Source organism: Corallococcus macrosporus (genome assembly GCF_017302985.1).
GTDB classification, from domain to species: domain Bacteria; phylum Myxococcota; class Myxococcia; order Myxococcales; family Myxococcaceae; genus Corallococcus; species Corallococcus macrosporus_A.
Genome location: NZ_JAFIMU010000007.1, coordinates 2,519,229 through 2,537,956, shown reverse-complemented (window position 1 = coordinate 2,537,956; position 18,728 = coordinate 2,519,229). Strand labels below are relative to the sequence as shown.

General features: G+C 73.0%; 13 protein-coding genes. 9 read left to right on the top strand and 4 right to left on the bottom strand.

The genetic code is table 11. The features are described 5' to 3' along the window. Positions 1 to 128 precede the first annotated feature (128 nt). Positions 129 to 2,744 (bottom strand): right-handed parallel beta-helix repeat-containing protein, encoded by a 2,616-nt coding sequence (locus tag JYK02_RS22860; RefSeq protein ID WP_207054004.1) that lies wholly within the window; start codon positions 2,742 to 2,744, stop codon positions 129 to 131. A 210-nt stretch (positions 2,745 to 2,954) separates the two neighbouring features. On the opposite strand from JYK02_RS22860, the gene JYK02_RS22855 reads away from it, so the two are divergent. Then, entirely contained in the window at positions 2,955 to 3,614 is a 660-nt protein-coding gene (locus JYK02_RS22855) for a cytochrome b/b6 domain-containing protein (protein ID WP_207054002.1), read from the top strand. Beyond that, a complete protein-coding gene (locus JYK02_RS22850) occupies positions 3,607 to 4,302 on the top strand; it encodes a molybdopterin-dependent oxidoreductase (RefSeq protein WP_207054000.1) in 696 nt (231 codons plus the stop codon). Before JYK02_RS22855 ends, JYK02_RS22850 begins: the two co-directional genes overlap by 8 nt. 9 nt (positions 4,303 to 4,311) lie before the next feature. Here the strand turns inward: JYK02_RS22850 and JYK02_RS22845 are convergent, their stop codons facing one another. Both JYK02_RS22845 and JYK02_RS22840 read right to left on the bottom strand, forming a co-directional pair. Next, entirely contained in the window at positions 4,312 to 4,746 is a 435-nt protein-coding gene (locus JYK02_RS22845; protein WP_207053998.1) for a hypothetical protein, read from the bottom strand. Between the two features lie 13 nt (positions 4,747 to 4,759). Next, positions 4,760 to 5,548, bottom strand: a complete 789-nt coding sequence (locus JYK02_RS22840; RefSeq protein ID WP_207053997.1) for an alpha/beta fold hydrolase — start codon at positions 5,546 to 5,548, stop codon at positions 4,760 to 4,762. 201 nt (positions 5,549 to 5,749) lie between these two features. Here JYK02_RS22840 and JYK02_RS22835 point away from each other — a divergent pair, with 201 nt between their 5' ends. Continuing rightward, positions 5,750 to 6,484 carry an SAM-dependent methyltransferase gene (locus tag JYK02_RS22835; protein ID WP_207053996.1) on the top strand — a complete coding sequence of 245 codons (735 nt, stop codon included), beginning with the start codon at positions 5,750 to 5,752 and terminating at the stop codon, positions 6,482 to 6,484. Positions 6,485 to 6,488: 4 nt separating this feature from the next. Here JYK02_RS22835 and JYK02_RS22830 read toward each other — a convergent pair whose 3' ends face one another. Next, positions 6,489 to 7,109: a hypothetical protein gene (locus JYK02_RS22830; RefSeq protein WP_207053995.1), complete on the bottom strand. Its 621-nt coding sequence runs from the start codon at positions 7,107 to 7,109 to the stop codon at positions 6,489 to 6,491. A 297-nt stretch (positions 7,110 to 7,406) separates the two neighbouring features. Between JYK02_RS22830 and JYK02_RS22825 the strand changes: the two genes are divergently transcribed. The 6 genes from JYK02_RS22825 (at position 7,407) to JYK02_RS22800 (ending at position 18,728) form a co-directional block, all read left to right on the top strand. Continuing rightward, positions 7,407 to 8,762 (top strand): sensor histidine kinase, encoded by a 1,356-nt coding sequence (locus tag JYK02_RS22825; RefSeq protein WP_207053994.1) that lies wholly within the window; start codon positions 7,407 to 7,409, stop codon positions 8,760 to 8,762. Then, positions 8,759 to 9,718, top strand: coding sequence for an SAM-dependent methyltransferase (locus tag JYK02_RS22820; protein ID WP_207053993.1), 960 nt, complete (start codon positions 8,759 to 8,761; stop codon positions 9,716 to 9,718). The genes JYK02_RS22825 and JYK02_RS22820 overlap by 4 nt, the downstream gene beginning before the upstream one ends. Positions 9,719 to 9,865: 147 nt before the next feature. Next, a complete protein-coding gene (locus JYK02_RS22815) occupies positions 9,866 to 10,369 on the top strand; it encodes a hypothetical protein (RefSeq protein WP_207053992.1) in 504 nt (167 codons plus the stop codon). Positions 10,370 to 10,559: 190 nt separating this feature from the next. Further along, positions 10,560 to 11,810 (top strand): metallophosphoesterase family protein, encoded by a 1,251-nt coding sequence (locus JYK02_RS22810; RefSeq protein ID WP_207053991.1) that lies wholly within the window; start codon positions 10,560 to 10,562, stop codon positions 11,808 to 11,810. After that, complete coding sequence (locus JYK02_RS22805) at positions 11,807 to 15,007, top strand: AAA family ATPase (protein ID WP_207053989.1); 3,201 nt, start codon at positions 11,807 to 11,809, stop codon at positions 15,005 to 15,007. The genes JYK02_RS22810 and JYK02_RS22805 overlap by 4 nt, the downstream gene beginning before the upstream one ends. A gap of 361 nt (positions 15,008 to 15,368) precedes the next feature. Next, complete coding sequence (locus JYK02_RS22800; RefSeq protein WP_207053986.1) at positions 15,369 to 18,728, top strand: carboxypeptidase regulatory-like domain-containing protein; 3,360 nt, start codon at positions 15,369 to 15,371, stop codon at positions 18,726 to 18,728.

Here is an 18,728-nt window from a genome sequence, read left to right as displayed (position 1 = left end):
AATGACCGCCCGTCCGTACACGCGCTCCGTCTACCGCGCCCCGCGTGCCGAGGCGAACATCCTGCTACGGATAGGTCCGCCCGGACCGGGGGTCGGGACCGCACGCGCACGCGGAGCACGCGCGCGGATCAGCGGACCGTCTGCTCCTGGGTCTTGCTCGCGCCGTCGCCCGTCGCCGTGAGGGTCAGCGGGCCCGCGGTCGCGGCCTTGACGTAGAAGAGTCCCTCGCGCTGCGGGTTCTTGAGGCTCACCACCGTCACGGGCGCATCCGAGCAGTCCGGCAGCAGGTGGAACGTCGCGCCCGGATCCGACGCGGCCAGCGTCACCTCCGGCACGGACAGCGGGGCCAGGTTGCCCGCCAGGTCCCAGCCCTGCACCGCCAGCACCTCCGAGCACGTCCCCACGTCCAGCGTCCGCGCGGGAGTGGCGAAGCCCACCTGACGCTCCGCGCCCTGCGTCGCCACGTCCAGGGCGAGCACGTTGGACGGATACACGTCCGGGTCGTACCCGTCACCGCTGATCCGGTTGCGGCTGAGGAGGTTCGCGGTGCCGTTGTCCGCGATGGCGGCCTGGTAGCTGGCCGTCAGGTCCGCCTTGCTCAGCGTGTTGCCGAGCACCTGGATGTTCTGCGGCGTGGCCGGAGGGGTGAAGTTCGAGTCCACCGCCTGCAGCAGGTTGATGCCGACGTCGTTCTCCGTCAGCACGTTGTCCTGGATGAGCAGGTCGTGGCACAGCTCGCGCCCCGCGCCGTAGTACGCGCCGCCCAGCACCATGATGCCGGAGGCGGAGTCGCGCTCGAACGCGTACGCATTGTTGTTCACCTGGTTGCCCCGCACCTGCCCGGACACCCCATGCGCCAGCTGGATGCCGACGCGCGCGATGCGGTCGGTGACGCCCAGGCCGTCGATGACGTTGTCCTCCACCGTCGCCACCACGCGCCCCAGCATCACCACGCCCGCCTTCTGGTAGCCCGTCAACTGGTTGCCCCGGAGGACCACCGACACCGGCGTGGCGCCCGCCGCGCTGTTGCGCACGTCGATGGCGAAGCCCTCCTGGCATCCGCTGGCGTTGTTGGCCTGATTCAGGCCCTCCACCACCGTGTCCTCGATGGTGCCGCTCGCGCCCTCCAGCAGGATGCCGCGCAGCCGGTCCGTGTCCCCGTCACACACGTCCGAAATGTTCCGTGCCGTCACGGTCACGTCGCGCACGTTCGCCACCGCGCCCCGGTTGCGCAGCACGGCGCCCTTGAAGTTCGTCCCAGCCCCGTCCTCGGACGCGGTCAGCGTGTGCCCGCCACCGTTGAACGTGAGGCCATCCGGGATGAACACCGCGCTCTGGACCACGCAGTCCTCGCGCAGCGTCACCTGCCCCGGTGACAGGGTGATGGCGCAGGGCGTCTCTCCCGGGCCACAGCGCCGGCCCGACCACGTCACGGTGAAGGAATGCTGCGTGCTCGCGCCCGAGGCGTTCGTCACCAGCAGCACCACGGTGGGCGTGACGTCCGCCGGAAGGCAGGTGAGCTCCGTCCAGTCCACCGAGCTCGTCGTGCCGTCACCCACCGCCGTGCCGAGCGCGCCCGCGTTCGACGTCCATGCGAACGTCATCGCCTCGCCGCGCGGATCCGTGGCCTTCGCGGTGAACGTCACGCGGTCACCCGCGAGCGCGGACGGGGCGGACTGCGAGGTGTCGTCGATGACGGGCGGCGCTTCCGCCCGCACGCACAGGTTCACGACCTGCTCGGCGCTTCCGCCGGAGCTGTCCTTCACGGCGCCCTTCAACTGGCAGCCACACTCCGGCGGCGCCGCCGTCGGCGTGAAGACGGGCTGGGCGGCGGTGGCGTCCAGGAAGGTGCCCTCACACGTCGCGGTCCAGGCGTACGTCAGCACGTCTCCGGGGCCGTCCTCGTCCGTCACCGTCGCCTGGACCTGGAAGGGCGCGTTGAGGCGCACCGGCTGGGGCGCTCCGGCCGCGGACGTCACGGGCGAGCGGTTGAACCGCGTGTAGGCCAGCGTCGGCGGAGCGCGCGCGGTGCCCACGCCGATGCGGAACTGGAGCGAGGACTCCGCGCCCTGGGCATCCGTGACGCTCAGGCGGATCAACGCGTCATGGGCGAACTCCAGGTCGACGCCGGCATCAGGCTCCGGAGTCGCCGCCGTCCACGAACAGGCCGCGTCCACGCAGTCGAGCGTCCCGGAGGAAGCGGTCCAGGCGTAGGTGAGCGCATCGCCTTCCAGGTCGCTGGCCTGCGCGCTCAACCGCACGGTGTCGCCCGGCGCCACGATGCTGCTCGGCGCGCGCACTTCGCGGATGCGCGGCGCGTGGTTGGCCAGTCCCGGCAGGCCGGTCTCGGGCAGCGGCACCACGACCACGAGCGCTTCTTCGTACAGCGGCAGCTTCACGCCGGCGTCCAGGCTCAGGGTGCCCACGACGGCGTCCGCGCCGTTCACGGCGTCCACGGCCAGCTGGAGTTCTTCCTCAGGGGACTCCGGCTTCACGACGGTGGACCACGCGACGCCGCCATCCGGATCCGTTCGAGGCGTCAGCGCCTTCGATTCCGTGGCGCCGGAAGCATGCGTCACCGAGGCCGTCACCACGACGGCGTCCGACGAGCGAGGCAGCACGGCGACGACCCGCGCGCCTCCCGCCAACGGCGCCGTGAAGAAGGGCTCATCCTCCACGCAACCGGACAGGGTCGACAGCAACGCCCCCACGAGGAGCAATGCATTGGCGGGCTTCAGGGTCACGGCATCCTCGGGGAAGGCGGACGGGAACAGGAACGATACCGGGTCACTCCCAGGCGTCCAATCCACGGGGCCCCGAGGCCATGTGTGCCCGGCACGCCGTGCAGTGCCCGCCAATCCCCTGCGACCCGTGGGCGAAGTCCTCTCCCGAGCGTTCGCGCCGTCCTCCCGCCGCATGGTCCCGGGCCCCATCGCGGTGCTGGGCTGCGCCGCGTGCAGACGCCCGAGCCACGCCGTCCCCAGCCCTGGCCCATCCGGCTCGCCCACTGGGCCAACGTGCCGCTGCTCGCCATCCTCGCGGCCAGCGGGTTGCAGATCCTCGTCGCGTATCCGCGCATGGGGCCTCGCGGCCGGCCGTTCGCGCTCTATCCCTTCCAGGACGCCATGCCGCCGTCGTGGCTTCGCCTGGGGGACTGGCTCGCGGGTGCGCGGAGCTGGCACTTCGCGTTCGGCTGGTTCCTGGCGCTCAACGGGCTGGTCTACGTGCTCTACCTCGCGCTCAGCGGCGAGTGGCGCCGCCGCATGTTCCTCCCACGCCGTGACACCCGCGATGCCGTGGCCACGCTCGCGTACTACCTGCGGCTGCGCCCCGCGCCCGCGCAGGCGGGCCTCTACAACGGGCTCCAGCGGCTGGCGTACACGGCGGCCCTCGTCATGGGCGCGCTGTCCGTCCTGTCCGGCCTCGTCCTCTACAAGCCCGTGCAGCTCCACGGGCTCACGGCCCTCCTCGGCGGCTACGACCCCGCGCGCTTCATCCACCTGCTGATGCTCGCGCTGCTGGCCCTCTTCACCGTGGGCCACGTCGTCCTCGTCGCCCTGCACCCGCGCACCTTCGGAGAGATGATCACCGGCGGGAGGAAGCCCGATGTCTGAGCGCGTCCTCACCCGCCGCCGCGTCCTGCTGGGCGCCGCCGCGCTCGCCACCAGCGCCTGCGACTCCCAGCGCCCGCGCGCGGGCTTCCTCGGCGCCATGGACCGCTTCAACCAGCGCGCCCAGTCCGCCCTCTTCAGCCCCACCCGGCTCGCCCCCGAGGAGCCCGTCGACCAGCTCACCCCGCCCGGCGACTTCCCCCACTACTTCCTCTCCGACACCGTGCCGCTGGCCCCCGCGGGCTGGCGCCTGGAGGTCGGGGGGCTCGTGGCCCGGCCGCGCTCCTTCTCGCTGGAGGAGCTGCGCCAGTTGCCCCGGACCGACTACCGGATCCGCCACCACTGCGTGGAGGGCTGGAGCGCGGTGGCGTCATGGCACGGCGTGCGCGTCAGCGACCTGGCGCGGGCCGTGGGTGCCGACCCTCGCGCGGGCTTCGTGGAGTTCCGCTCGTTCGACCAGGACTATCACTCCTCCTGGGACGCGCCGAGCGCGCTGCACCCGCAGACCGTGCTCGCGTACGGCATGAACGGCGCGCCGCTCATCCCCGGCCACGGCGCGCCCCTGCGCCTCTATTCGGGCGTGAAGCTGGGCTACAAGATGGTGAAGTACCTCACCACCGTGCGCTTCCTCCCGGAGGCCACGGGGGGCACCTGGGAGGACCGCGGCTACGAGTGGTTCGCCGGCGTGTAGCGCCGTCCTTCAGCGCTTGGTGTTGACGACGCCCGGCAGGAAGGGCGTGAAGCCGCGCTTGCGCAGGGCCTCGCGCTCGGCGAGCAGGGCCGCCAGGGCGGCCTCGCGCGTGGGGAAGTGGTTCACCGCCGCGCCGTGGATGGCGCCGCTGGTGTTGATGAACGTGAGCGTCATCTCGTCGCCGCCGTAGCGGTACGAGCGGTGCGTGTTGCGCTCCAGCACCTCGCGGCGGACCTTGCCGAAGGTGCGCCCCGCGGTGTGACGGACGACGAGCCCGTCCAGGTTGATGAGCAGGTCCACCCGGCCGTTGAACTTCGCGAACTGCTCCTCCACCTCGCGCCCCCAGCGATTCACGTCTTCATCCGTCACCAGGATGCAGTCGGTGAAGCTGGCGGTGACGACGTCGTGCTCGGCGTCGCGCTCGAAGGACATACCCCAGGCCATGTCACGTCCTCCTTCAGGCCTGCGCGGCGTTGCCCGCGAGGAACGCCGACAGCAGCGCCGCCGTCTCCGCCGGACGCTCCACCTGGGGGTAGTGCCCCGGCCCCGGCAGGTGCGTCAGGCGCGCGTTCTGGATGAGCCCCACCACCGCCTGCTTGAGGAACACCGGCGGCAGGAACGGATCATCCGTGGCCACCACCAGCGTGGGCGCCGTGATGGCGGACAGCCGGTGCGCGAAGCCGCCCGCCGTCCAGGAGTCGAAGCACTGCTCGATGGCGTCCTTGCCCACCGAGCCCGAGTCCTTCAGCAGGACCTCCAGCGACTCCGGCGACAGCTGCTTGCACGCCAGGCCCAGGATGGTCTTCTGCTTCTCGCGGTCCCCCGCGGAGGTGCGGAACAGGCCCGCCGCGTCCGGAGGCAGCGGCAGCCCCGACGCGGGCACCGTGTTGAGCAGCACCAGGCCGCTGACGCGCGCGGGCGCCTCCGCCGCCACCCACTTGCAGATCTGCCCGCCCATGCTGTGGCCCACCAGCGTGAAGCGCTGCGCCTTCGCGTGGTCCGCCACCGCCAGCACGTCCTTCGCGTACTGCTCCAGCGAGTACCCCGACGCCGGCCGCCCGGACGGCCCGGTGCCCCGGTGATCCAGGACCAGCAGCCGCAGGCCCGTCATGTCCAGCTTCTCCAGCATCGGGTCCCACACCGCGCCGGACACCATCCACCCATGCACCAGCACCACGTCGCGAGGACCGTCCCCCAGAACCCGGTAGTGCAGGGGTGTGCCATCCGTCGCGTTCGTCGTGGGCATGGGGGTCTTCCTTCGAGAGGGGAACAGCTGGAAGTCGTGGCTTCAGGGGAAAGCGTAGCAAGCCATGACAGGGGCGGCGCCGTCCACAGGCTCGGGGGTTGTCTGGAGGGATGAAGGGCGGGCGGTCCTGGTGGGTGGGGGCGCCGGGTGGGAATGAGGGGTGGGAGCGGGTGGGCGCTTTGCGGCAGACTCGGGGGCGTCATGACGGATGGACGCAGCGGGACGGCGGGAGCGAAGCGCACGGTGTACTGCGAGGACGCGCTCGCGTGGCTGGAGGCGCGGCCGGTGCTGGACGGATGTTCGGTGGTGGCGTCCCTGCCGGACGTCTCCGAGTTCCCGTCGCTCACGGTGCCCCAGTGGAAGGACTGGTTCGTGGGGGCGGCGGCGAAGGTGTTGTCGCGGGTGCCGCCGGACGGGGTGGCGGTGTTCTACCAGTCCGACGTGAAGAAGGACGGGGCCTGGGTGGACAAGGGCTACCTGGTGTCGAAGGCGGCGGAGGCGGAGGGCTTCGACACGCTCTGGCACAAGGTGGTGTGCCGCCGGACGCCGGGGACGGTGACGTTCGGGAGGCCGGCGTACTCGCACCTGCTGTGTTTCAGCCGGGGGCTGAAGGCGGACGCGGGGAAATCCACGGCGGACGTGTTGCCGGATCCCGGCGAGGTGACGTGGACGCGAGGCATGGGGCTCAACGCGTGCCTGGTGGCGTGCCGCTTCATCCTGGAGCAGACGCGCACGCGCACGGTGGTGGACCCGTTCTGCGGCCACGGCACCGCGCTCGCGGTGGCCAACGCGCTGGGCCTGGACGCGGTGGGCGTGGAGCTGAGCCGCAAGCGCGCGCGCCGGGCCAGGAACCTCCAGGCGACGTGGACGGGAAGCAAGCTGGAGCTGTCCAGCGCGTCCGGCGACGGGGAAGAACCCTCGCCGGACGAAGACTGACGGCTCAGGCCGCCTGGGCTCCCGCGAGCGCCTGGGCCACGTCCTTCTCCAACTGGGTGAGGAACGTTTCGAACAGGCGCTCCTCCAGCGCGAGCGCGGGCTCCAGCGTCACGCCCGCCTTCTCCAGGCGCTGCTGACAGGCGTCCTCGATGGCTCGGCGGTGGGACTGCTCCTCCACCACCACGCGCCCCAGCTCCTCGCGCACCACCGCGTGCTTCGTGGCCGCCTTGTAGAGCGGGTAGAGCACCATCGCCCGGCGCTCCACCACCGCCGTCGTGAGCAGGTAGTGCAGGTACACGTCCGCCGTCCCCGTCACCCCCGTCACCCACTCCGCCAGCTGCCGGTCCAACGACTGGAACCACGCGGACGCCGCGCCCACGCTCAGGAACTCCGTCACGTCCTCGCGGCCCGCCACTTCACAGGCCAGCCGCTTGAACGTGAACGCGTGGCGCGTCTCGTCCGCCAGGTGCCCCAGCACCTCCAGCGACGGATGCCGGTCCGCCACCGTGCGCGAAATCTTCCGCGCTCCAATGAACTCCAGCAGCGACACCGTGTGCAGCCACCGCACTTCCAACTCCGGAACCTGAACCAGCTGCCGCAAGACCGACTGGATTCTGTCACGCATGGGGCGCCCCTCTATCGCGCCCCGTGTGACCGCCCAAGCACTGTCGCGCCGGACAGGGGGATTCCACCGGGCCGCGCTCCCTCCTGGCCTGGAAGCCAGGGCCAGCGGACTGGCCAACAGTGTCCGGGCCCCCGCGTTTGACCGGGAGGTCCCCGGCGCCTTTTGCTTCCCCCTGTCGAGGGCTGTGCCTGGTGCCGGGGGGTTGACCAGCATGCGTCCACATCGCGGAGACCCGCGTCCGTCCAGGCATCGCCATGCCCACGCCGCCGCGTTGCCGCCGTGCACCGGAGCGCGCGCATGAAGTCCCCGCCCGTGTCCTCGTGCCGTGGCGTGGCCGCCTTCCGGCGCTGGATGCGCGCCCAGGACGCGGGCCGGCTCCTCGCCTCGCTGCGCGTGCGTCCGCTCGCGGGCTTCCTCCTGCGGGGCTCGGCGCTCGTGGGCGTCGTCGCGTGGGCGCCCGGCGTGCACGCCTTCCTCGCCGTGCCCCTCACGCCCGCGCTCGCGTGCTTCCTGCCGTGCGCCATCCACCGCGTCGCCTTCGCCTGGGTGCACGCGCGCCGCAGACGCGTGGCCGCGGGGGGCTGGCTCGCGTGGCTGCCGGGCCTGGCGCTCCTGCACTTCTTCCTCGCGAGCCTCATGGCGCTCGCGGAGCTGCCCGGGGCGCTCGTCTTCGGCGTGCTGCTCATCGGCACCACCGCCGTGCACGGCCGCCGCTACCGCGTCACGTGGCGCGAGCCCTTCCTCGCGGTGGGCACGCTCGCGGCCCTGCTGGGCGCGCTGCTCCTGGGGCGGAGCTTCCAGCACGCGGTCCTCTTCGCCGTCGTGGGCCCCGCCGCGCTGATGGGGGAGCTGTACCTGGGCGCGCTCGCCGTGCGCTACGACCGCGCCCGCGCGGACGCGGAGCGCCTGCGCGCCGCCGTGCACGCGCAACTGGTGGAGCAGCAGGAGCGCGACGTGGGCCGCCTCACCCAGGCGATGGCGGAAATCCTCGGCCACCACCAGGTCATGGACCAGGCGCTGCACGAGGCCGGCACCGCCGCGGACATGATGAAGGCGTTCGGCACGCAGCGCGGCCTGCTCGCGCGCAACGGCTTCGAGGACCAGGCGCGCCAGCTCCAGGACAGCCTGCGGCAGCTCCAGGAGATGGTGAAGGAGGTGCGCGCCAAGAGCCGCCGCTTCGCCGGCACGGAGCCGGAGGCCGTGGACCTGGGGCTGGTGCTGGAGTCCGTGCAGGCCCAGGTGTCGCTGCGCTTTCCGTACGTGGACATCCACGTGGAGCTGGAGCCGCCGGGGCCGCCTCGCGCGCTCTTGCGCGGCGGTCCGCTCACGCTGCGCCGGGTGGTGGAGAACCTGGTCGTCAACGCCTGCGAGGGCAATGGCGAACAGGGCGCGTCCCGTGTCTACATCCGTGCGCGCACCGAGCCGCTCAGCGGGCGCCTGGAAGTGCTCATCGAGGACGACGGTCCCGGCTTCCCTCCGGAGCGCCTCAACGCGCCCGCGGAGGAGCTCTACACGACCAAGTCCCAGGGCACGGGACTGGGTCTCTACACCAGCGAGTGCCTGCTGCGCGCCAGCGGCGGCCTGCTGCACCGGAACAACGGACCGGGCGGCGGCGCCCTGCTCCGCATCCTGCTGCCCCGGGAGTACCAATGAAGCCCCTGAGCGCCTCCATCCCGCCCCCGTCCCCGTCCCTGACGCGCTCGCGGGAAGCGAATGAAGCAGCGGTGCCGTCCAGCACGGGCCCGTCGCTGCTCACGCCCGTGGACGTGTGGACCTACCACGAGTCCCTCGCCGCGCGCGGCCTGGCCCGCCAGGGCCCCGGGCCCCGGGTGTACTGCCACACGGGGCTGGTGGACCGGCTGCCTCCGCCCGGCACGCCGGCGCCGGAGCTGCGCGAGCGCCTGCGCGGCTCGCAGGAAGCGCTGCTCGCGGAGCTGGCGCGCGCCATGGGCCCGTTCGCCGGCGGCGGCGACGTGCTGGACGCGGGCAGCGTCCTGGGCGGCAGCGCGCTGTACTGGGCCCAGGAGCACCACGCGCGGGTGACCGCGATGGTGACGGTGCCCACGCACCTGGAGCAGGTGCGCCGGTTCGTGCACGAGGCGGGCATGGGCGCGAACGTGCAGCCCAAGCTGTGCACCGGCGAGCCGCCCCGGCATCGCGAGTGCTACGACGCCGTCATCGCCGTGGAGAACACCTGCGCCCTGCCCCGCGCGGACTGGCTGCGCGGCGTGCACGCGCGGCTCAAGCCCGGCGGGGTGCTGGCCGTCGCGGACTGCTTCTGGGTGCGCCGCAATGCCTTGCACCCGTCCGAGGACGCGTGGCGCAAGCAACTGGGCAGCGTGAGCGCGTTCCTCGCCGACGCGCACGCGGCGGGCCTGGAGCTGGAGGCCCATGACGACGTGTCCGCGAGGGCGGTGGGCTTCTGGACGCTGAGCTCGGAGCTGCTCGTCCACGAGCACCTGGACCGGGGCCCCGCCGACGCACGCAGCCTGCGCGCCGCGCTCAACGCCGTGCGCGCGGAGTCGCGGCGCGAGCACCTGTGGCTGCAGCAGGGCCTGCTCGACGGCGGCCTGGAGTACGCGCTGCTCGTGCTGCGGCGAGAGGCCTGAGAAGCCGCGCTCCGGCGTGCGGCCTGTCGAGCGCCCACCCCTTGGCCCGTGGGACGGGCGGCCCGCTCACGATGAGCCCGCGGACGATGCTCCCACGCTGTCGCACCCCCAGCCTTGGGTTCGTCACAACCAACACGGGGGTTCGACATGAAGGGCTTTGCGCAATGGCTGGTGCTGGGCGCGGTGGCGGGTGCGATGACGCTGACGGGTTGTCAGAGCCGTGACCGTTCGCAGGAAGGCATGGGGGGCTCCGGCGCCTCGCAGCAGGGCGGCACGAGCGGCTCCGAGAGCGGACAGGGAACCGGCGGCTCCGGCTCCGGCATGTCGGGTGAACAGGGCGTGGGTTCGGGCGGCAGCTCCGGCGCGGGCACGGGCTCCACGATGGACCAGGGAACCGGCGGCTCGGGCGGTGACGCGGGCACGGGTGGCTCGGGTGGCTCGATGGGCGGCTCCGGCATGGAGGGCTCCGGCATGGAGGGCTCCGGCATGGAGGGCTCCGGCGGCTCGGGCAGCACCACGGGCGGATCCATGACGCCAGGCTCCGACACGAGCGGCTCCGGCAGCGACATGGGCTCGTCCGGTGGCAACAACACCACCGGCAGCGGCACGGGCGGCGACATGGGCGGCTCGGGCAACGAGACCACCCGCTAGGCCTCGATGCACCGGCACCTCGGGACGGCGCGGGCGGACCCTGACCGGGACGCCCGCGCCCCCAACGTGCCGGGTTTCGCGCGGTGGACTCCGCGTGCGACCCCAGGACGTCCTCTGTGTCCACCGGTGCATCACCCTTCGGGGTGGGAAAGTCGGGTAGACGGCGGGACTCGGGTACGTTGCCCGCACGATGCGCTTCTCCTTCGTGCACGCCGCGGATCTCCACCTGGACACGCCGTTCCGAGGCGTGGCCACGCACGGCCCGCTCCTGGAGCGCTTCCAGCAGTCCACCTTCCATGCCCTCGCGCGCATCGTGGACGTGTGTCTGCGGGAGCGCGTGACGTTCCTCCTCCTGGCCGGGGATCTGTTCGACGTGAAGGACCGCTCGGTGCGCGCCCGGCTGGCGCTGCGCACGGAGCTGGCAAGGCTGGACCGCGCGGGCATCCAGACCTTCATCGTCCACGGCAACCATGATCCGCTGAGCGGCGACACCGGCACACTGGGGCTGCCCTCGTCGGTGAAGGTGTTCGGCCCGGAGTGGGAGGACGTGGAGGTGCGGCGCGAGGGCCGCAGGCTGTGCCACGTGCAGGGCGTGTCCTATCCGGACGTGGAGGTGCGCGAGAACCTGTCCGCGCGCTTCCGCCGCACCGGCGAGCACTTCAGCGTGGGCCTGTTGCACGCGAACCTGGGCGGTGACGCGGGCCACGCGAACTACGCGCCCTGCACGGCCGCGGACCTGGCGGCGGGCGGGCTGGACTACTGGGCCCTGGGCCACGTGCACACGCGCGCGGAGCACCTGCTGCCCGGCGGCGGCGTGGCGGTGTACCCGGGCAACCCGCAGGGCCGGCACGTCCACGAGACGGGCGAGCGCGGCTGCGTGGTGGTGGACGTGGAGGACGGCGTCGCGCGCCGCAGGTTCGTGCCGGTGGACCGCGTGCGCTGGCACCGGCTGGACGTGCCGCTCGCGGGTGTCACGTCGCTGGACATGCTCCAGGCGGTGGCCACGGAGGTGGTGGAGTCGCGCTGCGCGGAGGACTTCGACGGGCACGCGGTGCGCCTCACGCTGGCCGGACGCGGTCCGCTGCACCGGGAGCTCGCGCGTCCCGGGGCGCGCGGTCAACTGGAAGCGGACCTGCGCGAGCGCCTGGCGCGGGCGCACCCGCCGGTGCTGCTGGAGTCGCTGAAGGACGGCAGCCGGCCAGAGGTGGACCTGGAGGCGGTGCGCTCCGGGGGCGGCTTCCTGGGCACGCTGCTGGACGAAGCGCAGGCGCTGTCGCACGACGACGCGGCGCTCGCGTCGCTGTGGGACGACGAGGACCTGACGACGCTGGGGCAGCGGCTCAAGCGGCTGGGCGTGGATGCGCTGGAGACGCCCCGGCCGGAGCTGGTGGCGCAGGCGGGACAGCGCGGCGTGGAGCAGCTCCACGAGGAGGCATCATGAAGCCGGGCCTGCGCATCAACCGCTTCCAGGTGGACGGCTTCGGGCACTTCCGGGGGTACTCGGGCACGCCGGGGCCGGGGCTCACGCTGCTGTACGGCCCCAACGAGGCCGGCAAGAGCACGCTGCTCGCGTTCCTGCGCGGCGTGCTGTTCGGCTTCGAGAAGCGCGGCCAGCCGGAGCGCTACGAACCGGAGGGCGCGCTCTTCGGCGGCGAGCTGTGGCTGGAGACGGCGTCCGGCCCGCTGGTGGTGCACCGCCACGGAGGGAAGCGCGCGTCGGAGGGGACGCTCACGGTGCGCGGCCCGGACGGGCAGCCGCTGCCGGAGACGCTGCTGGACCAGGCGCTGGCGGACGTGCCGCGCGAGCTGTTCTTCGAGGTGTTCGCCTTCCGCCTGGACGAGCTGTCCTCCTTCCAGCGGCTCGCGCAGCAGCGCGGCGTATCGGAAGCGCTGTTCGCCGCGGGCATGCAGGGCGCGCGGCGGCTGCCCGAAGCGGTGGAGCGGCTGCGTAAGGACGCGGAAGGGCTCTACGCGCCACGAGGCCAGAAGCCCGAGCTGAACCGCGTGATGAAGGAACTGGAGGACGTGCAGCAGGCGCTGCGCGAGGCGGGAGATCGGCCCGCGCTCTACTTCTCCACGCGCGACCGGCTGGCGGAGCGCATCGCGGAGGGGCACGCGCTGGAGGTGGCGCGCAAGCAGGCGGAGCACGCGCTGGACCACGCCGCGCGGCTGGAGTCCGCGCTGGGGGACCTGGCGGTGCTCGCGCGCGACCGGGCGGAGCTGGCCACGCTGCCGGTGCTGGACACCTTCCCGCCGGGCGCGGAGACGCGGCTGGAGGACGTGCTCCAGCGGCGCAAGACGTACCGGGCGCAGCAGGCGCAGCTGCATGAGCGGCTGGCGCCCATCGAAGAAACGCGGGAGCGGCTGGCGGCCCCATGGCCCGTGCGCGAGCGCGCCGAGTCCCTGCGCACGGCGCTGGCCACGTACTCCGGGCACTCGGAACAACTGCGGGCCCTGCCCGCGCGCAGGGCGTCGCTCCTGTCGCGGCGGCGTCAATTGGAGCAGTCGCTGGAGGAGCTGGGCCTCGCGGTGGACGCGGGCGGGCTGCTCGCGCTGGACCTGGGCGCGCGGGCGCGCGGCGAGCTGGAGTCGCTGGCGGCGAGGCTGGACGCGGCGGACGCGGCGCTCGCGCAGGTGGAGGTGGAACAGGCGCGCACGCGCGAGGAGCGGGCGCGACTGGAGACGGCGCTCGCGCGAGTACAAACGGAGGTGGAGTCCCTGCCGGAGGAGCGCCCCGCGCAGGTGCGTCAGCGGCAGGCGGCGGTGGGGCGGATGCGCGCGGTACGCGGCGACCTGGAGCGGCTGGCCGAGCAGCGCATGGACCAGCGCCGGCAGATGGACGGCGTGCGGGCGCCCACCGACGCGGTGCCGCTGCGCTCGCTGTTGCCGCTGTCCTGGGTGGTGGCCGCGGCGGTCGTGGCGATGGGGTTCTCGCTGCTCGCGGCGTGGGTCGCGAACCTCACGGTGGGCATGCTGTGCATGGTGGGCGGGATGATGCTGGTGGGCCTGCTGCTGCTCGTGCGCCATCGCGTGGAGACGGCGCGGCACGCGAGCCTGGAGGCGCAGGCGGCGCGGCATCGCTGGCGGCAGCAGGAGGAGGAGCGCTTCCGCTCGGTGCAGGCGGCGATGTGCGCGCGCGAGGAGCTGCTCCAGCGGGAGCTGCTGCACGCGTCCGGCGCGGCGGGACTCTCTCCGGGCGCGTCGCTGGCGGACCTGGCCGCGCAGGAGGTGCTGCTCGCGGAGCTGCTGACGCAGGCGGAGCGGCGGGAGCTGCTGCTCAGGGAAGAGGACACGCTGCGCGCGGCCTGGGACGCGGCGGTGCGCGAGGACCAGCGCGTGGAGGAGGCGCGGCTGCGCGCGGATCAACGCGAGGAGGTGCTGCGCGAGGAGTGGGTGGCCTTCCTCGTCGCGCGCCGCTTCCCGGAGGCCCTGTCCGCGGCCTCGGCGCTGACGCTGTGGCGCGACGCCGCGGCGCTGCGGCAGCGGCTCCTGGACCTGCGCACGGACGAAGAGGAGTTCACGGTCGCGGAGGCCGCGTGTGACGCGGTGACGGCGCGGCTGCTCCAGGAGGCGCGGGCCGCGGGCCTGCCTCCGGGACCCGCGGAGACGGTGGCCGCGCGGGTGTCCGTGGCGCTGGAGGAGGTGCGCTCGCGGGCGGCGGATCAACGCCACCTGGACGGTCAGCGCGGGGAGCTGCTGGCGGAGAAGGCGCGGCTGGACCAACTGGTGCTGGACGAGGACCAGGCGTGGGAGGCGCTGCTCGCGGAAGGCGGTTGCCAGGACGAGGCCACCTTCCGCCGCCGCGCGGTGCAGGCACGCCGGTACGCGGAGCTGACGTCGCGGGTGCGCGAGCACGTCCAGCGGGTGCAGGCCCTCACCGGCATGGGCGAGAACGCGGCGCGCGAGGAGGTGCACGCGGCGGGAGGCGAGGCGGGCCTGAAGGACCAGCTCGCCACGCTGCGCGAGCGGTACAAGGCCGAGGGCGAGCGGCACAAGGCCGTGCTCACGGAGCAGGGCAGCCTGAAGACGCAGCTGTCGCAGTGGGAGAACGACGACCGCGTGTCACGGCTGCGCATCCAGGAGGAGACGCTGCGCGCGAAGGCCGCGGAGCTGGCCACGCGCTACGCGGCGGACCGGTTGACGCTGGCGTTGCTGGGCCGCGCGCGCCGGAGGTTCGAGGAGGAGCAGCAGCCCCGCGTCATCCAACTGGCGAGCGAGCTGTTCTCCGAGCTGACGGCGGGACGCTACCGCCGCGTCTTCATCCCGGCGGGGGACGCGCGCGAGCTGCGCGTGAGCGACGGTGCCAGGGACTGGAGCGCGGAGCAGCTGTCCCGGGGCACGCGCGAGCAACTGTTCCTCGCGTTCCGGCTGGCCGTCATCCGCGACTTCGGAGAGACGCGGGGCGCGCTGCCGCTCATCACGGACGACGTGCTGGTGAACTTCGATCCGGAGCGGGCCCGGGGCGCGGTGCGGCTCTTCGCGAGGCTGGCGGAAGCCCACCAGGTCATCGCCTTCACCTGCCACCCGTGGCTGCGCGAGCACTTCGAAGCCGAAGGCGCCCACGTCCTGGAGCTGCCCGGCGCCACGAAGCCCCCCCGCGAAGCAGCCCAACCCCTGCGGGTGGTCTCCAGCGGCTAGGCAGCGGCGAAGCGCCGAAGTCGGGCGCACAAAAAAATACTGGGAGCGCGCCCCCTCGACGCGCTCCCAGTAACTCAACCCCTCCCCCGAGGGGTCCCCCTCATCCGGATGCGGCCCCCAAAGCTCCGCGTCCGTCCTGCTTTTCCTTTTAGACGTCGACTGCCGAAAACCTTGAGTCCCGGAAGATCGACCCCCGAAACCCTTTCCCCCTCCGCCCGGTCCGCTCTGCGTCCCGGGCCCTTGGACCCCGGCGGCTCTGCCCCCAGCATCCCCACCTGACTCCAATACGTCGGCCGGAAAAATCCTTGGTTTGGGGCCCGCTTTTTTCCCCCTGCTACAGTGGCCCACCTGGAGGGGCGCCATGCGGAAGCCGTCGGCGGGAGTCATCGGAGGAGTCGTGCTGCTGCTCCTCATCGGAGCCGGGGCCTTCTGGTGGCTGCGCCCCACGTCCCCCGCCCCCACACCCCCGGCGGCCCCCCGCACCGGGCGACGGCAGCTGCCCGCCACCCCGCCCGCGCCGCCCCAGGGCGCCCTCCAGGTCCGGGGCCGCGTCGTCGACCTCCAGGGCCACCCCGTCGCCGGCATCGAGGTCTCCGCCTCCGTGGGCCTGCCCGGGGAGACGCTGACGGAGCTGCCCTGCGACACGGACCGGCCCGGGGTCTCCCTGGCGTCGGAGGACTGCGACTCCCTCTCCGCCTTCCGCTGGGTCCAGGAGCTGGTGGAGGCCCACCGGGGCGGGGCCTTCGTCCTGTCGCGCACCACCTCCGCCCAGGACGGCACCTTCACCCTGGAGGGCCTGCCCGGGGGCACGGTCACCCTCTGGGCCCTGGGCCCGCGCGGCGCCGGCATCCAGGAGGACGTCGTCACCGGCACCCAGGACGTGACGCTGGAGCTGGAGCCCTCCCAGCCCATCTCCGGCCGCGCGGTGGACGAGGACGGCGCCCCGCTCGCCAACGTCCAGGTCACCGTGCTGCACACGGCCACGGCGCGCTACTTCGAGACGCGCACCGGCACCGACGGCCGCTTCTCCGTGGGCCCCCTGCCGGACTCGGACGCCTACGGCCTCCTCGCCTTCCACCCGGGGCGGCTCCCCGTGTGGGAGCAGGAGCTGGCCACGGGCCCCATGCCGGAGGACGTGGTGATGTTCGCCCCCCGGCGTATCGTGGGCACCGTGGTGGACGGCGAGCAGCCCGTCGCGGGCGCCACCGTCACGGAAGCCGACGGCGACCGCGTCGCCACCACCGACGCCCAGGGGCGCTTCACCTTCGACGGCCTGGCCCCCGGCGACTACACCGTGGAGGCGGAGCAGGGCGGCCTCCAGGCGCACGAAGCGGTGAAGCTCACCGAGGAGCAGCGCGAGGCCCGGGTGACGCTGCGCCTGGGCACGTCCTTCTACGTCGAGGCCACCGTGCGCGACGCCGCCGGCAACCCCGTGGCCAACGCGGAGGTGAACGCCGACCTCCAGACCGACATCACCGAGCGCTACGGCTCGGGCATCTTCCAGCCGCTCGGCACCACCGAAGCGGACGGCCGCGCGCGCCTGGGCCCCTTCAAGGCCGGCACCTACTCCTTCCGGGTGGAGGCGGACCGGATGCTGGACCTCTCCGCGACCCGCGCCGTGGCCGCCGGGGGGCCTCCGCTGGAGTTCGTCCTCACCCCCGCCCTCCTCGTGGAGGGCCACGTCACCGACACCGCGGGCAAGCCGCTGGCGGACGTCTCCCTGTCACTGCATCCACCGAAGCAGAAGCGCCCGGAAGGCGCACCTCCGCCCGTGATGGCGCGCATGTTCATCATGATGCACCCGCCCCGCGAGGCGCCCTTCACCTTCGACGCCACCTCCGACGCGCAGGGCCACTTCGCCATCAAGGTGGCCCAGCCCCTCTCCGGCACCCTCACCGTCGAAGCCGAGGGCTACCTGCCGCGCAGGCTCCAGGTCCGCGCCCCCACGTCCGGCCTGAAGCTGGTCCTGGACGCGGGCGCCACGGTGCGCGGCACCGTGACCAGCTCCCGGGGCACGCCCGTCAACGAGGTGGACGTCACGCTGGTGAAGCAGGACGCGGACGAAGCGCCCTCCGACGAGGATTCGGACGAGGCGGTGGTCATCCCCGAACGCAACACCTTCGCGGGCTCCACGGGAGAGGACGGCCGCTTCACCCTCCAGGGCCTGCCGCCGGGCACCTTCACCGTGTGGATGCGCGCCAACCAGGGCGGCTACGAGCGCCTCATGCCCGACCGCGTGGTGCTGCGCGGCTCGGAGACCGTGGAGCTGGCGCTGCGCATGGACCTGGATGGCCGGATGGGCGGCATCGTCGTGGACACGGAGGGCCGGCCCCTGGCGAACGTCGCCGTGCACGCCACGGCCAAGGAGGACGAGGCCAGCGGCGGCCGCTCGTTCTCGCCGCTCTCCACCAAGACGGACCCCGACGGCCGCTTCGTCCTGGAGCCGCTGGCGCGCGACTGGGACTACGAGCTGGAGGCGGTGAAGCCCGGCTACGCCCAGCCCAGGCCCCCCGCGAAGGACACCGCCGATGAAGACTCCACCGAGCGCCCGGAAGACGAAACCCCCGAGGAGCTGACCGAACGCATCCACCAGTGGCTGGAGGACCAGGAGGCCCCCAAGGTCACCGCCCGCGCGGGGAACATGGACGTGCGCATCGTCCTGGCCTTCCAGGGCCGCGTCACCGGCCGGCTGGCGAGGCACGACGGCACGCCCATCACCCGCTTCACCGTGAACGACGAAGCGGTGCGCGACCCGAAGGGCGCCTTCACCGTCTTCGTGGACGAGCCCGGCCCCCAGCACCTCACCTTCGAGGTGCCCGGCCACGCCCTCACCCAGCGCGACGTGGACGTCCCCGCGGGCCGCGACGTGGACCTGGGCACCGTGCGCGTGGACCCGGGCCGCGTCATCAAGGGCCGCGTGGTGGACGACGGCACCGGCACGCCGCTGGGCGGCGTGTCCGTCTCCCTGGCGCTGCCTCAAGAGGACGTGGCCAACGCGGAGCACGCCAGCTCCTTCGCGGACGTCTTCACCGCCCGGGACGGCACCTTCCAGCTGCCCGCCGTGGAGGCCCGGCCGTACGTGCTCACCGTGCAGGAGGCGGAGCACGCGTCCCTGGAGCGCACGCTGGGCCCCACCGAGGACACGCTCGAGCTGCGCCTGCCGTCCGACACGCGCCTGGAGGTCCTGGTGAAGGACGAACAGGGCCAGCCCGTGACCGCCTCCCTGACCGCCATCGCGAAGGAGGAGCAGGAGATGCTGAACATCGTCGTCTCGCGCAACGGCGTGGCCAGCTTCCGCGGCCTGGACCCGGGGGACTACCTGGTGCGGTTCACGGGGAACGCCCGGCACTTCACCGTCCTGCCCCGCATGGTCCACGTCGAGCCGCGACGCGTCACCCGGCTGGAGCTGCCGGTGACGACGAAGGGCACCGAGCTGAAGCTGCGCTGGGGCGAGCGCGGAATGCAGGGCACGGCCTTCCTCCTCCCCGGCCGCGTCCCCGCGCCGCCGGAGTCCAGCACGGAGGCCCAGGTGACGTGGCTGCACGAACAGGCGCTCATGCCGGACCGAAATAACGGAGATGGCTGGCCCCACCTGCCTCCCGGGCCCTACACGCTTCTCGTGTTGCGAGAACGTGAGGGACGCTGGCTGTCGTACCGCCAGGACGTGACGGTGGGCACCGCCGACGTGCAGGACGTGGAGGTGCCCACGCTGCCGTGGTGA